Source organism: Streptomyces sp. JK94, from assembly GCF_053613315.1.
Genome location: NZ_JBSICH010000016.1, coordinates 148,433 through 168,406 on the forward strand (window position 1 = coordinate 148,433; position 19,974 = coordinate 168,406).

General features: G+C 73.1%; 22 protein-coding genes. 12 read left to right on the plus strand and 10 right to left on the minus strand.

The window, feature by feature from the left end:
• Positions 1–112 precede the first annotated feature (112 nt).
• On the plus strand, positions 113–1,138 hold the full coding sequence (locus ACVV2G_RS16525; protein ID WP_453843441.1) for a glutathione S-transferase family protein: 1,026 nt from the start codon (positions 113–115) through the stop codon (positions 1,136–1,138).
• Positions 1,139–1,191: 53 nt separating this feature from the next.
• Complete coding sequence (locus ACVV2G_RS16530) at positions 1,192–1,494, plus strand: DUF4235 domain-containing protein (protein WP_453843442.1); 303 nt, start codon at positions 1,192–1,194, stop codon at positions 1,492–1,494.
• Between the two features lie 52 nt (positions 1,495–1,546).
• Here the strand turns inward: ACVV2G_RS16530 and ACVV2G_RS16535 are convergent, their stop codons facing one another.
• Entirely contained in the window at positions 1,547–1,942 is a 396-nt protein-coding gene (locus ACVV2G_RS16535) for a VOC family protein (RefSeq protein WP_453843443.1), read from the minus strand.
• 530 nt (positions 1,943–2,472) lie between these two features.
• Here ACVV2G_RS16535 and ACVV2G_RS16540 point away from each other — a divergent pair.
• Complete coding sequence (locus ACVV2G_RS16540; RefSeq protein WP_453843444.1) at positions 2,473–3,504, plus strand: 7-epi-alpha-eudesmol synthase; 1,032 nt, start codon at positions 2,473–2,475, stop codon at positions 3,502–3,504.
• 30 nt (positions 3,505–3,534) lie between these two features.
• Positions 3,535–3,882 carry a hypothetical protein gene (locus ACVV2G_RS16545; protein WP_453843445.1) on the plus strand — a complete coding sequence of 116 codons (348 nt, stop codon included), beginning with the start codon at positions 3,535–3,537 and terminating at the stop codon, positions 3,880–3,882.
• On the opposite strand, the gene ACVV2G_RS16550 is transcribed toward ACVV2G_RS16545, so the two are convergent.
• Genes ACVV2G_RS16550 through ACVV2G_RS16570 form a run of 5 tightly spaced genes read right to left on the minus strand, consistent with a single transcriptional unit; the run spans position 3,866 to position 8,273 of the window.
• The gene (locus tag ACVV2G_RS16550; RefSeq protein ID WP_453843446.1) at positions 3,866–5,119 is read right to left on the minus strand and encodes a cytochrome P450; all 1,254 of its coding nucleotides are present in this window, start codon (positions 5,117–5,119) and stop codon (positions 3,866–3,868) included. The two genes, ACVV2G_RS16545 and ACVV2G_RS16550, sit on opposite strands and share 17 nt — an antisense overlap.
• Positions 5,116–5,721 (minus strand): GTP-binding protein, encoded by a 606-nt coding sequence (locus tag ACVV2G_RS16555; RefSeq protein WP_453843447.1) that lies wholly within the window; start codon positions 5,719–5,721, stop codon positions 5,116–5,118. The genes ACVV2G_RS16550 and ACVV2G_RS16555 overlap by 4 nt, the downstream gene beginning before the upstream one ends.
• Positions 5,702–6,073 (minus strand): DUF742 domain-containing protein, encoded by a 372-nt coding sequence (locus ACVV2G_RS16560; RefSeq protein WP_453843448.1) that lies wholly within the window; start codon positions 6,071–6,073, stop codon positions 5,702–5,704. The genes ACVV2G_RS16555 and ACVV2G_RS16560 overlap by 20 nt, the downstream gene beginning before the upstream one ends.
• The gene (locus ACVV2G_RS16565) at positions 6,070–6,480 is read right to left on the minus strand and encodes a roadblock/LC7 domain-containing protein (RefSeq protein WP_019327713.1); all 411 of its coding nucleotides are present in this window, start codon (positions 6,478–6,480) and stop codon (positions 6,070–6,072) included. Before ACVV2G_RS16565 ends, ACVV2G_RS16560 begins: the two co-directional genes overlap by 4 nt.
• A gap of 5 nt (positions 6,481–6,485) precedes the next feature.
• Positions 6,486–8,273: an ATP-binding protein gene (locus ACVV2G_RS16570; protein ID WP_453843449.1), complete on the minus strand. Its 1,788-nt coding sequence runs from the start codon at positions 8,271–8,273 to the stop codon at positions 6,486–6,488.
• A 527-nt stretch (positions 8,274–8,800) separates the two neighbouring features.
• Here ACVV2G_RS16570 and ACVV2G_RS16575 point away from each other — a divergent pair.
• Complete coding sequence (locus ACVV2G_RS16575; RefSeq protein WP_453843450.1) at positions 8,801–9,187, plus strand: anti-sigma factor antagonist; 387 nt, start codon at positions 8,801–8,803, stop codon at positions 9,185–9,187.
• On the opposite strand, the gene ACVV2G_RS16580 is transcribed toward ACVV2G_RS16575, so the two are convergent.
• A complete protein-coding gene (locus ACVV2G_RS16580) occupies positions 9,153–10,106 on the minus strand; it encodes a ribose-phosphate diphosphokinase (RefSeq protein ID WP_453843451.1) in 954 nt (317 codons plus the stop codon). The two genes, ACVV2G_RS16575 and ACVV2G_RS16580, sit on opposite strands and share 35 nt — an antisense overlap.
• A 288-nt stretch (positions 10,107–10,394) precedes the next feature.
• On the opposite strand from ACVV2G_RS16580, the gene ACVV2G_RS16585 reads away from it, so the two are divergent.
• The 3 genes from ACVV2G_RS16585 to ACVV2G_RS16595 all read left to right on the plus strand — a co-directional run bounded on the left by ACVV2G_RS16585 (position 10,395) and on the right by ACVV2G_RS16595 (position 13,169).
• A complete protein-coding gene (locus ACVV2G_RS16585; RefSeq protein ID WP_453843452.1) occupies positions 10,395–11,057 on the plus strand; it encodes a DUF4230 domain-containing protein in 663 nt (220 codons plus the stop codon).
• Positions 11,058–11,232: 175 nt separating this feature from the next.
• The gene (locus tag ACVV2G_RS16590) at positions 11,233–11,790 is read left to right on the plus strand and encodes a VanZ family protein (protein WP_453843453.1); all 558 of its coding nucleotides are present in this window, start codon (positions 11,233–11,235) and stop codon (positions 11,788–11,790) included.
• Positions 11,791–11,921: 131 nt separating this feature from the next.
• Positions 11,922–13,169, plus strand: coding sequence for a ricin-type beta-trefoil lectin domain protein (locus ACVV2G_RS16595; RefSeq protein ID WP_453843454.1), 1,248 nt, complete (start codon positions 11,922–11,924; stop codon positions 13,167–13,169).
• A 15-nt stretch (positions 13,170–13,184) separates the two neighbouring features.
• Here the strand turns inward: ACVV2G_RS16595 and ACVV2G_RS16600 are convergent, their stop codons facing one another.
• Complete coding sequence (locus ACVV2G_RS16600; protein WP_453843455.1) at positions 13,185–13,421, minus strand: hypothetical protein; 237 nt, start codon at positions 13,419–13,421, stop codon at positions 13,185–13,187.
• A gap of 392 nt (positions 13,422–13,813) precedes the next feature.
• On the opposite strand from ACVV2G_RS16600, the gene ACVV2G_RS16605 reads away from it, so the two are divergent.
• The 4 genes from ACVV2G_RS16605 (at position 13,814) to ACVV2G_RS16620 (ending at position 18,139) form a co-directional block, all read left to right on the plus strand.
• Complete coding sequence (locus tag ACVV2G_RS16605; RefSeq protein ID WP_453843456.1) at positions 13,814–14,845, plus strand: PHP domain-containing protein; 1,032 nt, start codon at positions 13,814–13,816, stop codon at positions 14,843–14,845.
• Between the two features lie 45 nt (positions 14,846–14,890).
• The gene (locus ACVV2G_RS16610; RefSeq protein ID WP_453843457.1) at positions 14,891–15,547 is read left to right on the plus strand and encodes an HAD family hydrolase; all 657 of its coding nucleotides are present in this window, start codon (positions 14,891–14,893) and stop codon (positions 15,545–15,547) included.
• Positions 15,548–15,608: 61 nt separating this feature from the next.
• Positions 15,609–16,799 (plus strand): FUSC family protein, encoded by a 1,191-nt coding sequence (locus ACVV2G_RS16615; RefSeq protein WP_453843458.1) that lies wholly within the window; start codon positions 15,609–15,611, stop codon positions 16,797–16,799.
• A gap of 308 nt (positions 16,800–17,107) precedes the next feature.
• A complete protein-coding gene (locus ACVV2G_RS16620; protein WP_453843459.1) occupies positions 17,108–18,139 on the plus strand; it encodes an SDR family oxidoreductase in 1,032 nt (343 codons plus the stop codon).
• A gap of 84 nt (positions 18,140–18,223) precedes the next feature.
• Here the strand turns inward: ACVV2G_RS16620 and ACVV2G_RS16625 are convergent, their stop codons facing one another.
• Positions 18,224–18,529: a hypothetical protein gene (locus tag ACVV2G_RS16625; RefSeq protein WP_453843460.1), complete on the minus strand. Its 306-nt coding sequence runs from the start codon at positions 18,527–18,529 to the stop codon at positions 18,224–18,226.
• Between the two features lie 73 nt (positions 18,530–18,602).
• Positions 18,603–19,892, minus strand: coding sequence for an ROK family protein (locus tag ACVV2G_RS16630; RefSeq protein ID WP_453843461.1), 1,290 nt, complete (start codon positions 19,890–19,892; stop codon positions 18,603–18,605).
• Between the last annotated feature and the right edge of the window lie 82 nt (positions 19,893–19,974).

Here is a 19,974-nt window from a genome sequence, read left to right on the forward strand (position 1 = left end):
ATGCCCTCGGCCGGCCGGGCTCACACCCGCCTTGTGCGCCGTCGGCCAGTGCCGACGGCCGAAAACGGGGAACGCGTCCAGCAGAGCACAGGAACGACCGGAAGGCAGGGCCATGAGCGGTGACGGCGCGACGCCCGGCAACAGCGGCTACGGCAGGAAGGCGTTCAAACGGTCCAGGAGCCACTTCGCGGACCGGATCACCGCGGACGGCCGGGACGGCTGGCCCGTGGCACCCGGCCGCTACCGGCTGGTGGTGAGCCGTGCCTGTCCGTGGGCGAGCCGCGCCCTGGTCTCACGGCGGCTGCTCGGGCTGGAGGACGCCCTGTCCCTGGCGGTCACGGATCCGATCCAGGACGACCGCAGCTGGCGCTTCACCCTGGACCCGGACGGCCGCGATCCGGTCCTCGGCATCCGCTACCTCAGCGAGGCCTACGACCGGAGGGAGACCGGTTATCCGGGCGGAGTGAGCGTGCCGGCGGTCGTGGACGTGCCCAGCGGGAAGCTGGTCACCAACGACTACCAGCAGATCACCCTCGACTTCGCGACCGAGTGGACGTCCCTCCACCGGCCGGGCGCGCCCGACCTCTTTCCGGACGCCCTGCGCGACGAGATCGACGAGGTCATGGCGGGCGTCTACGAGGACGTCAACAACGGCGTCTACCGGGCGGGCTTCGCGACCGGCCAGGAGGAGTACGAGAGCGCCTGCGCGGCTGTGTTCCGGCGCCTGGAGGAGCTGACTCCCCGGCTGGAACGGCAGCGTTACCTGGTCGGTGACACGATCACCGAGGCGGACATCCGGCTCTTCACCACACTGGTACGTTTCGACGCCGTCTATCACGGCCACTTCAAGTGCAACCGCTGGAAGATCACGGAGAACCCGGTGCTGTGGGGTTACGTCCGCGACCTGTTCCAGACCCCCGGCTTCGGCGACACCGTCGACTTCGACCACATCAAACGCCACTACTACCAGGTGCACACCGGCATCAACCCGACGGCCGTCGTGCCCCTCGGACCCGACCTGGCCGGCTGGCTCACGCCCCATCACCGGGAGGAGCTGGGCGGCCGGCCGTTCGGCGACGGGACACCGCCCGGGCCGGTCCGCGCCGACGAGGCGGTGCCCGCCCGGGGCAGGCCCTGACCGCACCACCGACCCGAGCCCCGCTCGACCCACCCCGATCCAAGGAGACCCACGTGGGCAAGAACAAGAAGAAGTCGCTCCCCCTCGCCTACAAGCCCGTCGGCTTCGTGCTGGGCTGGGCGGGCGGCGCGCTGGCCGGCATGGCCTTCCAGAAGACCTGGAAGGTGCTCCGGAACGAGGACGACGCGCCCGACGCGCTGGACCCCGACCGCGGTTGGGGAGAGGTCCTGCTGGCCGCCGCGATCCAGGGCGCGATCTTCGCCACGGTGCGCAGCGCCGTGGACCGGGCCGGCGCCAAGGCCGTCGAGCGTTCGACGGGCATCTGGCCGGCCGACGGCAAGGGCGGCCGGGACTGACCGGACCGAGGGGTCCGGCCGGTCCCCCACCGCCGACGGCACCCGGCAGGCGCTAGCCCTGCTTGGGTGCCGTCGGCGCGATGCCGTGGCGCAGGGTGAAGGAGTGGCCCGCGGGATCGGAGAAGCCACGCTCCTCGTGCGGGCCCGCATGGTCCTTCGCCTCCAGCGGGCGCCCGCCGAGCCCCACCACCGCGCGCTCGGCGTCGTCCAGGTCCTCCACGACGAAGTCCAGGTGCGCCTGGAGGGAGTTCTCGGGGCGGGGCCAGCTCGGTGGGACCGCGTTGGCGTCCCGCCGGAACGCCATGCGGAAGCCGCGGGGCCCCAGGATCTCGATCCGGTTGGCGGTCGCCTCGGTCTCTTCCGCGCCCAGCAGTCCCTTGTAGAACTCGGCGAGCCTCTCGGGCTCGGCGCAGTCGAGCACCACGTAGCCCGCGTTGACCAGTGCCATGTCTCCTCCGAAGGATTCGGGGCGCGGGGCGGTCGTGCCCCGCGCCCTGCTCCTTGCGGATATCCCGGCCCGGCCGAATCAGTCGGCGGCGGCCACCGGCCGCCGCGCATCAGCTCGCGTCCTTCCGGCCCGTCGGCCTCGGGCCGGGCTCGGCCGCGCCGCGGGACGACGCGGGAGGACCGGTGGGGCGCGGCGCGCTTCCGGGGGTCGATGCCGGCCCCGGCGGCGTACGACTCGGCGCCCCGTATGGGCAGTTCGGCGGGCTCCACGGTCTCGACGGTGCCCTCGGCCATCACCGCGTCCCGGGTCGGTCCGACGCCGACGCGCACCCGGCGGGGGTCGTCATCCTCCTTGCAGTAACCAAGATCACCAGCGGGTGCCGCGTAGATCATTTAGGGTCGGGGCAGCCTCGGATCGCTTCTCCGTTCAACTTCCCGTGCGGGAAGCCCGGTTCGAGAGCGCGGGCGGCCCTGCGGTCGCCCGGCCGCAGGGCGGGGGGACTCTGCGTTCCGTCTCCCGAAAGGAAACACATGTCCCAGGACGTTCGCTTCGACCTCCCCTTCGACACCCCCGTCAGCCCGCACCTCGCCCCCGCCCGCGAGCGGCACCTGCACTGGGTGCGCGAGTGGGGCCTGGTGCGCAGCCGGACCGGGTTCGAGGAGTACCGGTCCTGGGACCTGGCGCAGGCCGCCGCCCGCACCTACCCCCACGCCTCGGCGGACGACATGGTCGTCCTGATGAACTGGTTCTCCCTCGCCTTCCTTTTCGACGACCAGTTCGACGCAGGCCGGCCGGACCGGGCGGAGCGCATAGCGGAGGTGGCGCGGGAGCTGATCGTCACACCGCTGCGCCCCGCGGGGACCCCGCCACGGGTGGTGTGCCCCGTCACCCTGGCCTGGACGGAGGTCTGGGCCCATCTCTCGGATGGCATGTCCCTGACCTGGAGGTCGCGGTTCGCAGCCTCCTGGGGCCGGTTCCTGGTGGCGCACTGCGAGGAGGTCGACCTGGCGGCCGGCGGCCGGGCCGGGACGCTCGGGGTCGACGAGTACGCCGTCTTCCGGCGCCGTACGGTCGGCATCCACCACAGCATCGACGCGGGCGAACGCAGCCGCGGCTTCGAGGTGCCCGCCGCGGCGATGGCGCATCCGCTGATGGAGCGGCTGCGGGATCTGGCCGCGGACACCATCGGGTTCATGAACGACATCCACTCCTTCGAGCGCGAGCGGCGACGCGGTGACGGCCACAACCTCATCGCCGTCCTGCACCGGGAGCGGGGCTGTTCGTGGCAGGAGGCCGCCGACACCGCGTACCGCATGACGACCGGCCGTCTCGACGAGTACGTCGCCCTGGAGCGCCGGGTGCCGCTGATGTGCGACGAGCTGGACCTGGACGCGGAGGAGCGCGCCCGGGTGACGATGGGCGTGGAGGCCATCCAGCACTGGATCAACGGCAACTACGAGTGGGCGCTGACCACCGGCCGCTACGCGGCGGTCAAGGAGGGCCCGGTGGCCACGGCGGAGCTGGCCGGGCGGGGGTCGGTGGACGACCTGCTGGCCGTGTGAGACGGCGGTGCCGCCCGGCCGGACACCCCGGTGCCGGGCACCGGGGTGTCCGGCACCGCCGGTCAACGGACGTACGGCGGCCGTACGGCGGTGGCCGGCGGCCGTACGGCGGTGGCCGGCGGCCGTACGGCGGTGGCCGGCGGCCGTACGGCGGTGGCCGGCGGCCGTACGGCGGTGGCCGGCGGCCGTACGGCGGTGGCCGGCGGCCGTACGGCGCACGGGCGGCGCCGGTACGGCGGACGGTCCGCGTCGGTGGCCCGGAGCGGGTCGCGCCCCTCCGTGGGGCGCGGTCCCGGGCGGCTCCGCACACCGGAGGCCTTCGGCGTGGTCGAGCGCCGAAGGGCGTCGACCCGCTCGGCCGCTACGCCGGGGCGGTGAACTCGACCGGCAGACTGTCCAGCCGCGACTCCCAGGTGGAGGCCGTGGAGGTCAGGTCGCCCGGCGGCACGGCGAGGCGCAGCCCGGGCAGGCGGTGCAGCAGGACGTCGACGGCCGTCTCGATGATGGCCTGGCCGATGTTCTGCCCCGGACACTCGTGGGGGCCCGCGCTGAAGGCCAGGTGCGAGGCGTTGCCCTGGACCGAGACGGCGGTGTCGGGGCGGACCTCGGGATCGTGGTTGCCGGCCGCGAGACCCAGCACGAGCAGGTCGCCCTCCTTGACCGCGCAGCCGCCCAGCTCCAGATCGGCCGTGGCGAACCGGCCCGGCAGCACGGCGAGCGGCGGGGAGTTCCACATCACCTCCTCCACGATCGTGGACAGGTTGAGCTGCCCGCTCACCAGGCCGGACAGCCAGGCGGTGTCGGTGAGGACGAGCTGGAGCGCCCGGGCCAGCAGGTTGCTGGTCGTGGTGTGTGCGGTGATCAGCACCAGGCGCAGGTGGTTGACGATCTCGTCCTCGTCGAGGCCGGAGTGGTGCCCGATGAGGCCGGAGGCGAAGTCGGAACCGGGCTCCGCGCGCTTGCGCGCGGCGAGTTCACCGAGGATGCCCATGATGCGCTCGTTGTGCGTGAGGGCGTCCGCGCCGCCTTTGATCACCTGACTGCTGGACTCGGCGAGGGTGCGCCCCTCCCGCTCGGCGAGGCCGAAGACGCGAGTGAGGACGAGCATGGGCAGGTACTCGGCGAAGTCGGCCACCAGGTCCGCGCGGCCGGCGTCGGCGAAGGCGTCGATCTGCTTGTGCGCGAAGTGCGTGACGTGCCGGCGGATGCCCCGGCCGGCCACGGCGTACAGGTTGTCGGTGACCGCCCCGCGCAGCCGGCGGTGCGGTTCGCCGTCCTGGGACACGCAGTCGGGACGCCAGCCGACCATCTGCATCAGCGGGGACGTCGCCTCGACGCGGCCGTCCCGGAAGTCCCGCCAGATCCGCGAGTCGCGGCTGAACCGGGAGGGGTTGTCCAGCACCCGCCGGTTCTCCCGGTAGCCGAGCACCAGCCAGGCGGGGACGTCGCCCTCCAGCAGTACCGGCGCGACGGGACCGTACTCCTTGCGGAGCCGCGCGTAGATGTCGTGCGGGTCGGTCGCCGCCTCGGGGCCGTAGAGCCGGGTGACGCCCTCACCGGGGGCGACCGGGCAGCCGCCGCCGGTGAGGCCTGACGGGGTCTGGTCGTCGTTCATCGGGACTCCGGGGCGGCGGGCGAGCGGTCCTTCAGATGCCGTATCAGGGTGACCAGCACGTCGCGGCTGGCGGCGCGGTCACGGGCGTCGAAGGCGACGACCGGTGTGCGCGGCGGAACGTCCAGGGCGTCCCTGATCTCCTCGACCGGGTAGGGGCGGGAGTCGGGGAAGACGTTGAGCGCGATGACGAAGGGGACCCTCTGCCGCTCCATCTCCTCGATCGCGCGGAAGCTGGAGGCCAGCCGGCGGGTGTCCACCAGGACGACCGCGCCGAGCGCGCCCTTGAACAGGCCGTTCCACAGGAACCAGAACCTCTCCTGGCCCGGGGTGCCGAACAGGTACAGCATCAGCGTGTCGTTGAGGCTGATCTTGCCGAAGTCCAGGCTCACGGTGGTCTGCGTCTTGTCCGCGACTCCGATGAGGCGGTCGACGCCGGCACTGGCCTCGGTGAGGGTCTCCTCGGTGGTCAGCGGCTTGATGTCGCTGACGGAGCGGACCATGGTGGTCTTCCCCGTGCCGAAGCCGCCGGCGATCATCACCTTCACCGAGCGGGTGTCCCCGGCCGCCGGTGCCCCGGGGCCGTCAAAGCCTTTCAAGTCCACTGAGTACCTCCTCAAGGAGCGCGAGGTCGGGCCCGCGGCCGGCGCCGTGCGCCGGGATGGGATCACGGGCTTCGACGCGGCCCGCCTGGAGCAGGTCGGACAGCAGCACCGCGAGGATGTTGAAGGGCAGGTGGAGGTGGGCGCCGAGTTCGGCCACCGACAGCGGTTCGCGGCAGCGCCGGAGGATCTCCTCGTGCTCGTGCTGCATGCCCGGTGAGGGCGCGGCGCGGGAGACCACGAGGGTCGCCACGTCGAGGGTCGACGCCGAACCGCCCGGCCCGCTGCGTCCTCCGGTGAGGACGTAGTAGCGCTCGAGACCGGACGGGTCGGACGGCCGGCGGGGAGCACTCATCCAGAGTGCTCCTCCTGGCGCGGAGTGGTGCCGAGGAGTTCACCCATCCTGCGGGCCAGGTCGCGCATCTGATGACCCAGCAGGCCCTGGTCGAGGCCCTCGCGGGCGAGGACGCCCAGATACGTCTCCAGGCCGGCGCGGACGACGAAGAGGTGCCCGCCGTCCACTTCGATCATCGCCAGCCGCAACTGCCCCGCGTGCTGCGGGAACTGCTCGGCGACGGGCTGGGCCAGCGCCTGCAGTCCGGCCACCACCGCGGCGAAGCGGTCCACGTCGTCGGGGTCTTCGGCGCCGTAGGAGGTGATGGCCTTGCCGTCGCTGGAGGCCACGAGGGCGAAGCGGATCTCCTGGATGCTCTCGACAAGGTCGCGGAGCGCCCAGCTCACGTCGGTTCCCTGGTGCGTCATGGGGACTAGTCGCTCTCTTCAGTGCGGTGCTCGGTGGACGCGCCACCGGTGGTCGGGGCGGGGAGGGCTGCCGCTACGGCCGACGGGGAGGCGCCGGCCGTAGCGGCACACTCGCGTCCGGCGGTGGCGAAGGCGGCGAGGCCGGCGAAGGAGGCGTCCGGCGGGACGGAGGCGACGGCGGCCGGACCGGCCCGGTCGGCGGTCACGGCCGCCGGGGCCCGTCCGGCGGCCGGTTCCTCGCGCCTGCTCCGGCGCCTGGGCAGGCCGCCGGGGGTGGTTTCCGCGGTGTCGCCGCCGGCCCCAGCGGTCTCCGCGGTGTCGCCGCCGGCCGGGGCGGTGGCGAGGCGCGGTGCCGGTGCCGCGCCGACGAGCGGTGCGGTGTCCGGCCGGGCCTCCGGGGCAGTACCGGCCGTGGTGGCGGCCGGCAGCGGACCGAAGTACTTGTGCGGCACAACGACTACGACGGACGTACCCAGCCAGGGCGAGTCGGCGAAGGTCACACGGATGCCGTAGCGGCGGGCGAGGGCTCCGACGACGCGCAGGCCGATGTTGGCGTCCTCCGAGATGCCGCCGAGTCCCGGGCCGGGTGAGGTTCCCGCGAGGGCGTGTACGGCCTCGCGCTTCGTTTCCTCGCTGAGGCCCTTGCCGGAGTCCTGGATCTCGATGCCGACCCCGTTGGGGACCTCCTTGCCGGAGACGATCACCGGCTCGGTGGGCGGCGAGTAGCGCGCGGCGTTGTCCAGGAGGTGGGCGAAGACCAGGGTGAGGTGGTCCACCAGACCGCCGTCGACGCCCAGCTCGGGCAGGTGGCGCAGCTCGACGCGGTGGAAGTCCTTGATCCGGCCGATGCCGCCGCGCACCACGCTCAGCAGGCGCTGCGGCTCCTGCCACTGCCGGCCCGGGCGGTCGGAGCCGCCGAGCACACCGATGCTGGCGGCGAGGCAGTCGGCGGGGCCGATGGCCTGGTCGAGCTCCATCAGCCCACGGGCGACGGCCGGCAGCCGTCCGTGTTCACCCTGCAACTCGTGCAGTCGGGCGCGGAGTTTGCTGGTCAGGACGTGGATGCGGTTGCCCACGCCGATGACGGCCTGCTCGGCGGAGGTCGAGCGGTCGAACTCCGCCTCGACGCCGATCAGGGCGGTCCTGAGGACCTTGCGCAGCTCGGCCTGCAGGTCCGCACCGACCTTGGCGCACTGCTCGACGGTGGGCAGGACGTCGTCGATGGCGTCGCCGGCGCGCAGCCTGCGCATCGCGTCGGGCAGCTGCTCGTCGGCGAGCCGGGACACCGCGGCCAGCTGGTGACCCAGCGTCTCCTGCCAGGCCTCGGCCTGCTCGGCGAGGCGGGTCTCGTACGCCGCGGCCTGCTCGGCGAGGCGGGTCTCGTAGGCCGCGGCCTGCTCGGCCAGCCGGTCCTCACCGGCCCGGGAGTGTTCCGTCAGCCGCGTCTCGTACGCCTGCGCCTGCTCGGTGAGCCGTGCGTCCAGGGCGGCCCGTTCGGCGGAGAACTGGCGCTCCAGGCCGGACACGTGCTGCTGCCACTGCTGGGCCCGCTCGGTCTGGGCGGCGCGGTGGGCGTGCTCGGTCCGGCGCAGCCGTGCGCGGGTGCGCAGGAGGAGGCGCACACAGACGGTGCCCGCCGCCGTCGCCACCACACCGGCGGCGGCCGTGGCCAGTCGCTCCGAACTCATGAACGTGGCGGCCACCGTCCCGCCGCCCAGGCCCAGTGGCATCAGCCACCAGCCGTGCCAGGCGACAGGGGCCCGCGCCGCCGGTGGCGGAGTGGCGAGTTCCATCTGCATCCTTCGAACCAGAACGATCGAACATGGGGGGTGTGCAAGGGGACCGCACTCATGAGTACGCACCGCGAGCCGACCCGTCTGGATCACGTCAACTCGCAGCGCCGCCAGGGAGCTTATCGGTTGGGAAGCTCAAATGATCAATTTCGAGGCTTGGTGGAAGTGAGGATTCCGTCACGCTCCGCCAGGGACCGTACACACTGCTTCCCGACGTGGCGGAGCAGGGCGAGCCGGGTGACCATGAGCGACGTGAACACCATGCGAGCCATCGGCCAGGACGTCCCGTCCTCGGCGGTCCGAGCGCACCACGGGCAGGCTCGTCCTCGCAGTCGACTGCTCGCCTCCTCGGCTCCTCGGCTCGTCGGTGACCGACTGGTCCGCGGCCGTCGTGGGCGACCGATCGACCTGGCTGCGAAATTTGGATGACATATGTCAAGCACACATGATCAAACTCGCTCGATCGGGGTAACTTCCCGGGCGAAGCGGTCAGTTGAGTGACGGAACAGGCTGGAGGCAAGGTCGCCGTGCGGCAGGAATTGGCGTCGCCCACCCGACATCTGCGCGTGCGCCGGGAGGACGGGCACACGGTGCTGGAGCTCCGGGGCGAGATCGACATCGCGTCGGCCGCGGAGGTCGCCCCGCACCTGGACCGGGAGACGGAACGCCCCGGCGCCCCGGTCGTGCTCGACCTCGGCGGGATCGAGTTCCTCGACTGCTCCGGGCTGCGGCTGCTGTTCCGGGCCCGTCGCCGGGTGCTCGACCACGGCGGGCAGGTGCACCTGGTGTGCACCCACCCGCTGACCCTGCGCATGCTGCGGATCACCGGTCTGGCGCGGCTGCTGCCGCCGCGGCCGACCGTGGCGGACGCGCTCGGCGTCACCCGGTCGGCGGTGCGTCGAACAGGGCGCTGACCGACTCGCCGTTGTGGATACGACGCACGGCCTCGGCCAGCGCGGGGGCGATGGACAGCACGCGCAGCTTCTCCGTGTGGTCGCGGGCCGGCACCGGCACGGTGTTGGTGCACACGATCTCCAGCACGTCCGGCTGCTCGCTGAGCCGCTTGAGCGCGCCGGCCGCGAACAGCCCGTGCGTACAGGCGACGCGGATGGTGCGCGGCCCCGCCTCCCGCAGCCGGCTCAGGAGTTCGAGGACCGTACTGCCCTTGGCGATCTCGTCGTCGAGCACGATGACGTCCCGCCCGGCGACGTCCCCGATCACGGTGCTGATGCTGACCCGGTCGTCGGCGTACCGCTGCTTGGCACCGGCCGCGACCTGGGCGCCGAGCATCCGGGCGAACGCGGCGGCCTCCTTGGCGTTGCCGAGGTCCGGCGAGACGACCGTGGTCCGGGACAGGTCGTACGTGCGGAAGTGCGCGGCCAGTTCGCGCAGCGCGTGCAGGTGGTCGACCGGCACCGAGAAGAAGCCGTGCACCTGGGGCGAGTGCAGGGTCATGGCCAGCACCCGGCTCGCGCCCGCCGCCACCATCAGGTCCGCCACCAGACGCCCGCCGAGCGAGATGCGCGGGGCGTCCTTCTTGTCGGAGCGGGCGTAGGAGTAGTGCGGCATGACGACGGTGATCCGGCCGGCCGACGCCCCGCGGGCCGCGTCGCACATCAGCAGCAACTCGACGAGGTGCTCCTGGACCGGCTTGACCAGCGGCTGGATCAGGAAGACGTCCCGCTCCCGGCAGTTGGCCTGGAGCTGCACCTCCAGACAGTCGTTGGCGAAGCGGCTGACCCGGGTGGGGCTGAGGGGCACACCCAGGTGGGCGCAGACCTCCTCGGCCAGCTCGGGGTGGGCACTACCGCTGAACACGGCGATGTCTCGCACGGACCGCTCCTCGCGTGATCCCGACCGACCGGGGACCTCAGCTTACGGACATCCGGTCGCACGGATTCCGGGAGGGGTCGCCAGGCGGAAGCCGTCGGCTTCCTCAGGTCGGGACCCCCCGCACGCGCCGACTCCTCGGGGTCACCCGGTGCTCCTTTCGGCCCACGGTTTCCGAGGACCGTCCCACGCCTGCGCCCCCGAACCCCGGTGCTTTCTTTCGGCCGTCAACTGCTCTGCCTGTGCGGGGAGATGGAGGGCATCCGGACCATAGGAAGGAGGGCCGTCGCCATGACGACTCCCATCAGGAACCACCCTGGGCGCATGCCCGGCTGGGCGAAGGTGCTGAGCGCGCTCGTGCTGGTGCTCGTCGTGCTCTTCGCGGGACTGCGGCTGAGTGTCGTGCCGGGTCTGAAGGACCTGTTCGGCTCCGAGACCCGGGACCGCTCGGGTCCGGCCCTGCTGGAGTCCATCCAGGACATCAGCCGCTACGAGGCCGCGTCCGGCAACTTCCAGGTCGTCGTGGACCTCGAGAAGGACACCAAGCTGCTGCCCGACGCGATCCGCGGCACCCGCACCCTGTACGTGGGGGCGGGCACCGTCGACGCCTACGTCGACCTCGGGAAGGTGGGCGAGAACGACGTGACGGTCGATGACGACCGCACCTCGGCCACGCTGCGGCTGCCGCACGCCGCGCTCGGTGAACCGGCCCTCGACCCCGACCGCTCCTACGCCGTGTCCAAGCAGCGGGGGCTCCTCGACCGCCTCGGCGACCTGTTCTCGGACAACCCGAACGGTGAACAGGCCGTGCAGAAGCTCGCGGCCCGGCACATCGGTGACGCGGCGAAGGACAGCGAGCTGAAGGCGCGCGCCGAGACCAACACCACGGCGATGCTCCAGGGCCTGCTGCGCTCCCTCGGCTTCGAGGAGGTACGGGTGACCTACGGGACCTGAACGCGCGGACCTCACCCGCGCCCCGGCCGGAACCGCCGGGAAAACCGGTCCGGCCGGGGGTGGACGGAGGGGGCGGGGCGGGCCGGGGCCCGGATTCCACGGCTCGCCTCGCATCCTCGGCGATTCGGCGGGTAACCGGCCGACCATGCAGGGAAGTTGACGACTGGAGGACCGAATGGCTCGTGCCGCAACGGGGCCGCGTTCCCTACTGCGCCCCCGTACCGCCAAGACCCCGCGCGCCCCCGAACCGGAGGAAGCCGACCGGCGCGAACGGCGCCCGCTCCCCCTCCCGCTGCGCCTGCTGGCGATGACGTGCGCCTTCGTCTTCATGGTGGCGTTCGCGGTGGTGCTGGCCCGGCTGACCCTGCACCCCTCCCCCGCCTCGGAGGCGCTGACGCACACCAACATGCATCCCGGGCGCTCGCTGAGGGCCTATCTGGACCAGCCCGCGCTGCGTGACGCCGTGAAACAGATCGGCGGCAACCTGCTGCTGGGCGTCCCCTTCGGCGTGCTGGTTCCGGTCGTGGCCCCGCGCACGCGCGGGGTGCTGCGGGTGCTGCTGCTGACGGCGGTCGTGATGCTGCTGGTGGAGTTCGCCCAGGGCGCCCTGGTCACCGGGAGGGCCTTCGACGTCGACGACGTCATCCTCAACACCACGGGCGCGCTGATCGGTTACCTGCTCCTGGGCCGGCGGATGAGCCGCGCGGTGCACGCACGCCGCCCCCGCTCCTGAGGGAAGGCCGGGTGGTCCGTACCAAGGTATTGACCACCCCTTAGTTCACCACTTAAATCAAGAGGAGACACCCCTACCCCCCACCTCGGTCGGTGCTCCCGCCCCCGGGACGCCGTACGGAAGGGAGAGCCGTGGCCCGTCCACGCCTGCTCCGCAGATGTCTCCTCGCCGCCGCCCTGTCCGCCGGGCTGGCCGCCTCCCTCGTGTCCGGCCCCGCCCAGGCGGAACCGGCGGCCACCGGGTCCGCCGGCGCCGCGGCCGCCGCCGTGACGTTCTCCGACACCTTCGACGGACCCGCCGGCGCGGCCGTCGACTCCTCGAAGTGGCAGGTCGAGACCGGCGACAACGTCAACAACCACGAACGGCAGTACTACACCTCCGGCAACAAGAACGCGGCCCTGGACGGCCAGGGCCACCTGGTCATCACGGCCCGCAAGGAGAATCCCGCCAACTACCAGTGCTGGTACGGAACCTGCCAGTACACCTCCGCCCGGCTCAACACCTCGGGCAGGTTCACGGCGCAGTACGGGCACGTCGAGGCCCGGATGAAGGTGCCGCGCGGGCAGGGCATGTGGCCGGCGTTCTGGATGCTGGGCACCCCGGTCAACTGGCCGGACTCCGGTGAGATCGACATCATGGAGAACGTCGGGTTCGAGCCCTCCACCGTGCACGGCACCCTCCACGGCCCCGGCTACTCCGGTTCGGGCGGCATCGGCGCCGGCTACACCCTGCCGGGCGGCCAGGCCTTCGCGGACGGCTTCCACACCTTCGCCGTCGACTGGGCGCCCGACTCGATCACCTGGTCGGTGGACGGCAACGTCTACCAGCGGCGCACCCCGGCCGACCTCGGCGGGAAGCAGTGGGTGTTCAACAGGCCGTACTTCCTGATCCTGAACCTGGCGGTCGGCGGCTACTGGCCCGGCGACCCGGACGGCTCGACGGTCTTCCCGCAGTCGCTGGTCGTGGACCACGTGTCGGTGACGACGAGCGACTCGGGGACCGGTGGCGCGATCCGGGGCCTGGCCGGCAAGTGCGTGGACGTCGCCGCGGCGAACTCCGCCAACGGCACCCCCGTACAGCTCTACGACTGCAACGGCACCGCGGCCCAGCGGTGGACGGTGGGCTCCGACGGCACGGTCCGGGCGCTCGGCAAGTGCCTGGACGTGAACGGCGGCGGGACGGCGGACGGCACCGTCGTCCAGCTGTGGGACTGCAACGGCAGCGCGGCCCAGCGGTGGGTCGTCACCGCGGCGCGCGACATCGTCAATCCGCAGGCCGACAAGTGCCTCGACGTCGCGGGCAACAGCTCGGCCAACGGCACCCGGCTGCAGATCTGGACCTGCACGGGCGGCGCCAACCAGAAGTGGACGGTCGGCTGAGGCACCCGGGCGGGGTCAGTGCGGCATCCAGGTGAACTTGTCCCCGCCCACCCAGCGGACCACGTCCGGGTCGTCGAGGTCGTGGACCGTGATGCCGAAGGCCGCGGCGGCCTCCAGGACGTCGGTGACGCCCCTGGCCTCGCCGACCACCTGGCCGTCGATCTCCACGATCCGGAACGGCGGCGTGCCCGGCTGCACCCGGAGCACGAGAACCCGCGGTCCGCCGATGTGCGGGGCGTCGATTTCGGTCATGCATCGAGGGTAGGCCGCAACGCTCCGCTCCCGCTCGGGGCCGCCGCCGGGCATCGCTCGCCGGATGCGATCCGGCCGCCCTCCCCTGCCGGATCATGCGCCGGGCCGCGTTCTGCCCGCACAGGAAGGGGCCGGCCAGGTCGGCCACCTTTGCGCCGGACGGTCCGGGGCTGGGCAGGCCGGGCCTCCTTCTCGACGCTCTTCGGCGCCCCCCGGCACTTCGGCCCCGCGCGGGGAACCCAGTTGTCCGGACGCGGTACGGGCAAACCGCCCGCTCGTGGTGCGGGCCCCGGGGCACTGGGGAACCCTGGACGTGCCGGAGGAGGACCAAGCCGAGAGCGGACCAAGCCGGACGAGTACGGACGAGCCGGACGAGTACGGAGGAGGCGCCGATGGAACCCGTCGAGGCGCTGGAGCGGATCGCGTTCCTGCTGGAGCGGTCCCAGGCACCGACGTACCGTGTCCGCGCCTTCCGTACCGCGGCCCGGGTGCTGGGTGGGCTGCCGGCCGCCGAGCTGCGTGAGCGGGCCGGCTCCCTGGAGTCGCTGAAGGGGGTCGGTCCCAAGACGGCACAGGTGGCGCGGGAGGCCCTGGCCGGGCAGGCGCCCGGTTACCTGGAGAGGCTGGAGGGCGAGGCGGGCACCCCGCTCGCCCGGGGCGGCGAGCGGCTGCGGGAGCGGCTGCGCGGCGACTGCCATCTGCACTCCGACTGGTCGGACGGCGGCAGCCCGATCGAGGAGATGGGCCGGACCGCGGCGGCGCTCGGACACGAGTGGGCCGCGTTGACCGACCACTCGCCGCGGCTGACGGTGGCCCGCGGGCTCTCCCCCGAGCGGCTGCGCGAGCAGCTCGACGAGGTGGCCGCGCTCAACGAGACCTGGGCACCGTTCCGGCTGCTGACCGGCATCGAGTGCGACATCCTCGACGACGGCTCGCTCGACCAGGAACCGGAACTGCTGGAGCGGCTCGACGTCGTGGTGGTGTCGGTGCACTCCAAGCTGCGGATGGACGCCCGCGCGATGACCCGCCGCATGGTGGCCGCCGTACGCGATCCGCACGCGGACGTTCTCGGGCACTGCACCGGACGACTGCTGACCGGACGGGGGCGGCCGGAGTCGGAGTTCGACGCGGAGGAGGTGTTCGCCGCCTGCGCGGAGTCCGGCACGGCCGTGGAGATCAACAGCCGGCCGGAGCGGCTCGACCCGCCGCGCCGGCTGCTGCGCCGGGCGGTGGCGGCGGGCGTGCTGTTCTCCGTCGACACCGACGCGCACGCGCCCGGCCAGCTGGACTGGCAGATCCACGGGTGCGCGCGGGCTCAGGAGTGCGGGGTGCCCGCGGAGCGCGTGGTCACCACGTGGTCGCGGGACGAGCTGCTGGCCTGGACCCGGGAAGGCCGTACACCGTCCGGAGTGGCGGGCGGCTGACGTGGTACCCGCCGGGCGATCCACGGACCAGGAAGGGAACAGTACATGGAACGGGCGGCCGTGTTCGACGTCGACGGAACCCTCGTCGACACCAATCACCTGCATGTGGCGACCTGGTGGGAGGCGTTCCGGCAGGCGGGGCACCGCGTGCCCATGCACGCCATCCACCGGGCCGTCGGCCTCGCCTCCACCGACCTCGTCGGGCACCTGCTGGGCGAGGACCGGGACACGGACCAGGACGCGGAGCTGAGCGCCGCCCACAAGGCGCTGTACGGGCAGTACTTCGACCGCCTGCCGGCGCTGCCGGACGCGGGCGCGCTGCTGCGCCGCCTGGCCGGTGACGGCTGGAAGGTGGTCCTCGCCACCTCGGCCGGCGGTCCGGAGCTGGGCGCGCTGCGGCGGGCGATCGACGCGGACGACGCGATCGCCGCCACCGCGAGCGCCGACGACGTCAGCGCGGGCAAGCCGGCACCCGAGCCGGTCGAGCACGCCCTGGAGCTGGCCGGGGTGCCGGCCGAGCGGGCGGTCTTCGTCGGCGACACCGTCTGGGACATGCGGGCGGGCAGCCGGGCCGGGGTGCGCTGCGTGGCCGTACTGTGCGGCGGTCTGCCCCGGGCGGACCTGGAGGAGGCGGGCGCGGACGCGGTCTACGCCGACCCGGCCGACCTGCTGGGCTCCCTGGAGCGGAGCCCCTTCGCGTGAGCCGCCGAGTCGTGGATCACATCCGGACGTACCGGCCGGTCTCGTGGAAACCCGGTACCGCATGACCGCTGTGACAGGAACGGGCAGGCAGAGACTTCGGGGGTGGCGGCCATGGGACGCGGTGTGGCGGGAGGCGGTCGTCGTCGGGCGGGCCGCCGGGGCCGCCTGGCGGGGGCCGGGCCGTGAACGCGACCTGGTCGTCCAGTCGCTGAAGGCCGCCGGTGCGGCCCTGCTCGCCTGGCTCGTGGCGGGCGTCTGGATGGACGACCCGATGGCGCTCATGGCGCCCTGGGTCGCGCTCGTCCTCGTCCAGGCCACGGTCTACAGTTCGGTCCGGCTCGCCACGCAGCAGTTCGCGGCCATCTGCACCGGGGCGCTGCTGGCGTCCGGGGCGCAGGTCCTCACCGACGACCACACGGGGGCTCTGGCGCTGTCGCTGCCGGTGCTCATGCTCGTCGCGAACTGGTCCCGCTTCGGCCAGCAGGGCATCTACGCGGCCACCACCGCGGTGTTCGTCCTGGTCTCGGGGACGGCCGTGTCGGCCTCGGCGGTCGGGCACCGGCTGGGGCAGGCGGCACTCGGCGCGTTCATCGGCGTGGCGGTCAACGCCCTCGTCCTGCCGCCGATCCATCTGCGCGACGTGCGGGAGAACCTGGCGGCTCTGGCGCGGGAGGCGGGCGACGTCCTGCACACGGTCGCGGAGGACCTGCACAAGACCGAGTGGGACGCGCAGACCGCCACCGGCTGGTCGAGTACGTCCGCGCGAATGCAGCGGCGTGCGGAGGCACTGCGGTCGGCGCGGTCCTGGAGCCAGGAGAGCCTGCGCCTGACCTACGGCCCGCTGCGGCTGCTCAACCGCGCGCCCACCGCCGTCCCTCCCGAGGAGGAGGACCAGCGCTGGAACCGCGTCACCGGCCACATCACGGCGCTGACCCGGACGCTGTCGGTCGCGGCCGACGAGCAGCGGACCCCCGCCCCGCCCGAGGGACCGGTGCTGGACCTCTACGCGCAGCTGCTGTGCCTGATCGGCGACGCGTGCCGCACCGAGGCCGACCGGATGCTGGGCGAGGCCGCCGGGTCCCGTCCGGAGGAGGCGACGGAGGCGACCATGGAGGAGCTGCACCAGCGCCTGCAGGAAGGGCTGCGCGAACACGCCGGACAGGGGGCCGCACAGGCCGCTGTCCTCGGCACGCTGCTGTTGCAGGCCGAGAACCTGTGGGCCGAGATCGTCCCCGCACCCCGGACGCAGTGACTCACATCACCTCAAAACACGACAGCCGGCGGAACACCGGCGGACCCTCCCCCGTTGAACAAGGCGTGGGCACGGAGGGGACAGTGTCCCCGGGCCTCACCTTCCGCCCACAGGGACGATCGTTCGGCTGAAGCCCTGTGGAGCCTTTCGCCGAGAGGCGACCGCCCTCCGTGTCCGCCCCTGATCGCCCCGATCGTGATTCCCCCGTCGCGGTCGGGGCCTCTCCTTGCGTGCCCCTTCGCCGATACGGGTACCCGGTGCCCAGCGCACGGGTATCCGCACGGGTACGTGACCGAGAGGAGCGCAAGGTGAGCAGCACGGCGGGCAGCAGGATCGTGGTCACGGGTGCCACCGGCAACGTGGGCACCAGTGTGGTCCGGCTCCTCTCGGAGGACCCGGAGGTCGGGTCCGTGGTGGGGCTGGCCCGGCGGATTCCCGAGTGGACGCCCCCGAAGACGGAGTGGGTGGCGGTCGACCTGGCCTCGGACCGGGCCGAGCTGACCGGCCACCTCGCCGGCGCCGACGCCGTGGTGCACCTGGCCTGGGCCTTCCAGCCGACGCACGACCCGGCGACGACCTGGCGCACGAACGTACTCGGCTCCCTCCGGGTCTTCGAGGCGGTGGCCGCCGCCGGGGTGCCCGCGCTGGTGCACGCCTCGTCGGTCGGCGCGTACTCGCCGGGGCCCAAGGACCACGCCGTGGACGAGTCGTGGCCCACGCACGGCTGGCCGGACGCCGCCTACTGCCGGGAGAAGGCCTACCTGGAGCGGGTCCTGGACGTCTTCGAACGCGACCACCCGGGAATCAGGGTGGTGCGGATGCGCCCGGCCTTCCTCTTCAAGCGGGAGTCGGCCAGTGAGCAGCGCCGGATCTTCGGCGGCAGGTTCCTGCCGGGTCCGCTCGCGCGCCCGGAGCTGCTCCCCTTCCTGCCGGACGTCCCCGGGCTGCGGGTACAGGCGCTCCACACCGACGACGCGGCGCATGCGTACCGGCTGGCGGTGCGCTCGCAGGACGCGCGGGGCCCGTTCAACCTCGCCGCCGAACCGCCGGTCGACGCCGAGCTGCTCGGCGAGATGTTCGGGGCGCGTCCGGTGCGGTTGCCGCGAACCGCGGCCCGCTCGGCGATCGCCGCCGCGTGGGGGCTGCACCTGCTGCCCGCCTCCCCGCACCTGTTCGACGCGGTGCTGCGGTTGCCGCTGATGGACTGCACCCGGGCCCGGGCGGAGCTGGGCTGGCGTCCGGTGCACACGGCCACGGCGGTACTGGAGGAGTTCCTCCAGGGCTTCCAGCAGGGCGCCGGGGCGGCCACCGAGCCCTTGCGGGGGCGCAAGGTCGGCTGAGTGCCGGAAGACGGGAACGGGCCGGTGTCCCCCGCCGTGGCGGAGGCCACCGGCCCGTCGTGGGCCCGTCGCGCGGAAGCGTCGTCAGCCGGAGGACTCGTCGGGCACCGGCTGTCCGGACTGCCCCGCCCCCGGGCGGGGGGCTCCCCGACGGCCCGTCCCGGCCTCGTCGGTGTCGGGGACGTCGGTACCGGCACCGGCCTCGTCCGCCCTCTCGTCGTCGGTCCCGGTGTCCTCGTCGCCTTCCGGGCGCTGACCCTGCTCGAGCTGCTCCCGGGTGGGGGCGGCGGCCTCCCAGGGGTCGTCACCGGGGCCGGCCTGCTGGTCCGGCATGTCCCGCGGGACGGGGTCACCGGACTCGCCCGGTCCTTCGAGGCGGTGGTCGGTCACGGCGCGCTCCTTTTCCACGGTCCTGCGGATGGTCCGAGCGACGCCGGGTACCTCCGCGGTGACCAGCGAAACATCAGTGCGGGGCCCGCTCCTCGAGGGCGGTGCGCCAGGCGGGGGCCGGGTGGTCGGGCTCCGGCTGGGGGCGCCGGCCACCGCGCGCGAAGAAGTCGGCCAGCGGCAGGATCGCGGCGCCGACGGTCACCGCGTCCGGACCGAGCCGCCCCAGATCGACCGTCACCTTCTCGGCGGGGTGGCGCAGCGCGTACGACACCGCGTGACGGCGTACCGCGGGCAGGAAGCGGGTGCCGAGCTGGAGTCCGGCCCAGCCACCGATGAGGATGCGCTCGGGCTGGAAGAGATTGATCAGGTCGGACAGGCCGGCGCCCAGGTACTCGGCGGTCTCCTCCAGGACGGCGAGCGCGACCGGGTCGGCCGTCCGGTCGTCGGCCGGGTGGGCGGCGGCGAGCAGGGCGGTCAGGGCGGTCTCCTCGTCGGTGCCCTCCGGCACCCGGCCGCCCTCCTCCCGCCAGCGGGCCAGCAGTGACTCGGCGCCCGCGTACGCCTCCAGGCAGCCGAGCGCACCGCAGCGGCAGCGGCGTCCTCTGACCCGCACCGTCAGGTGACCCCACTCGACCGCCCGGCCCTGCTCGACGTCGGGGGTGACGAGGCTGGCGCCCACACCGGAGCCGAAGAGGACGACGACCGCGTTGCGGGCGCCGCGTCCCGCGCCGAACCACATCTCGGCCTGGCCGAGGGTCTTGGCGCCGTTGTCGATGAAGTGGGGGACGGTGTCGGGCAGCGGGGAGCCGGCGCGGAGCAGCGCCTCCAGCGGGACCGCGTCCCAGCCGATGGTCTGGCCGTGCACGACGGCGCCCCGGTCCGGCGTGTGCTCGACGATGCCGGGGACGCCGATCCCGACGCCGAGCAGCCGCTCGGGTGCGAGGCCGGCCACTGCCAGCACCTCGGTGACGCCGTCGCGGATGTGGCCGACGATCACCTCGACGTCGTAGCGCTGCTGGGTCAGCGGGCGCTCGGCGCGGGCCAGTTCGGTGAGGGTCAGGTCGAACAGTTCGACGCGCACCCGGGTCTCACCGACGTCCACACCGATCATGTGGCCGCTGCCGGGGGCCACCTGCAGCAGGGTGCGGGGCCTGCCGCCGTCGGAGTCGACGCTGCCGGCCTCCTCCACCAGGCCGTCGGCGGCCAGGTCGGCGACGACGTTGCTGACGGACCCGGAACTCAGCCCGGTCGCGGGGCCCAGCTCGAAGCGGCTGAGCGGTCCATCGAAGTAGAGCCGCTGCAGCACGGCCGTACGGTTGGCCCTCCTGAGGTCGCGTACCGTGCGCCCGTTCCGCCCCGCCATGTGGCGCCTCCCGTGATGTGCCCGGTCTGCAACATACCTCTGACGGGCTGCGGCACGCGACTTCCCTCGTTACTTAATTCAT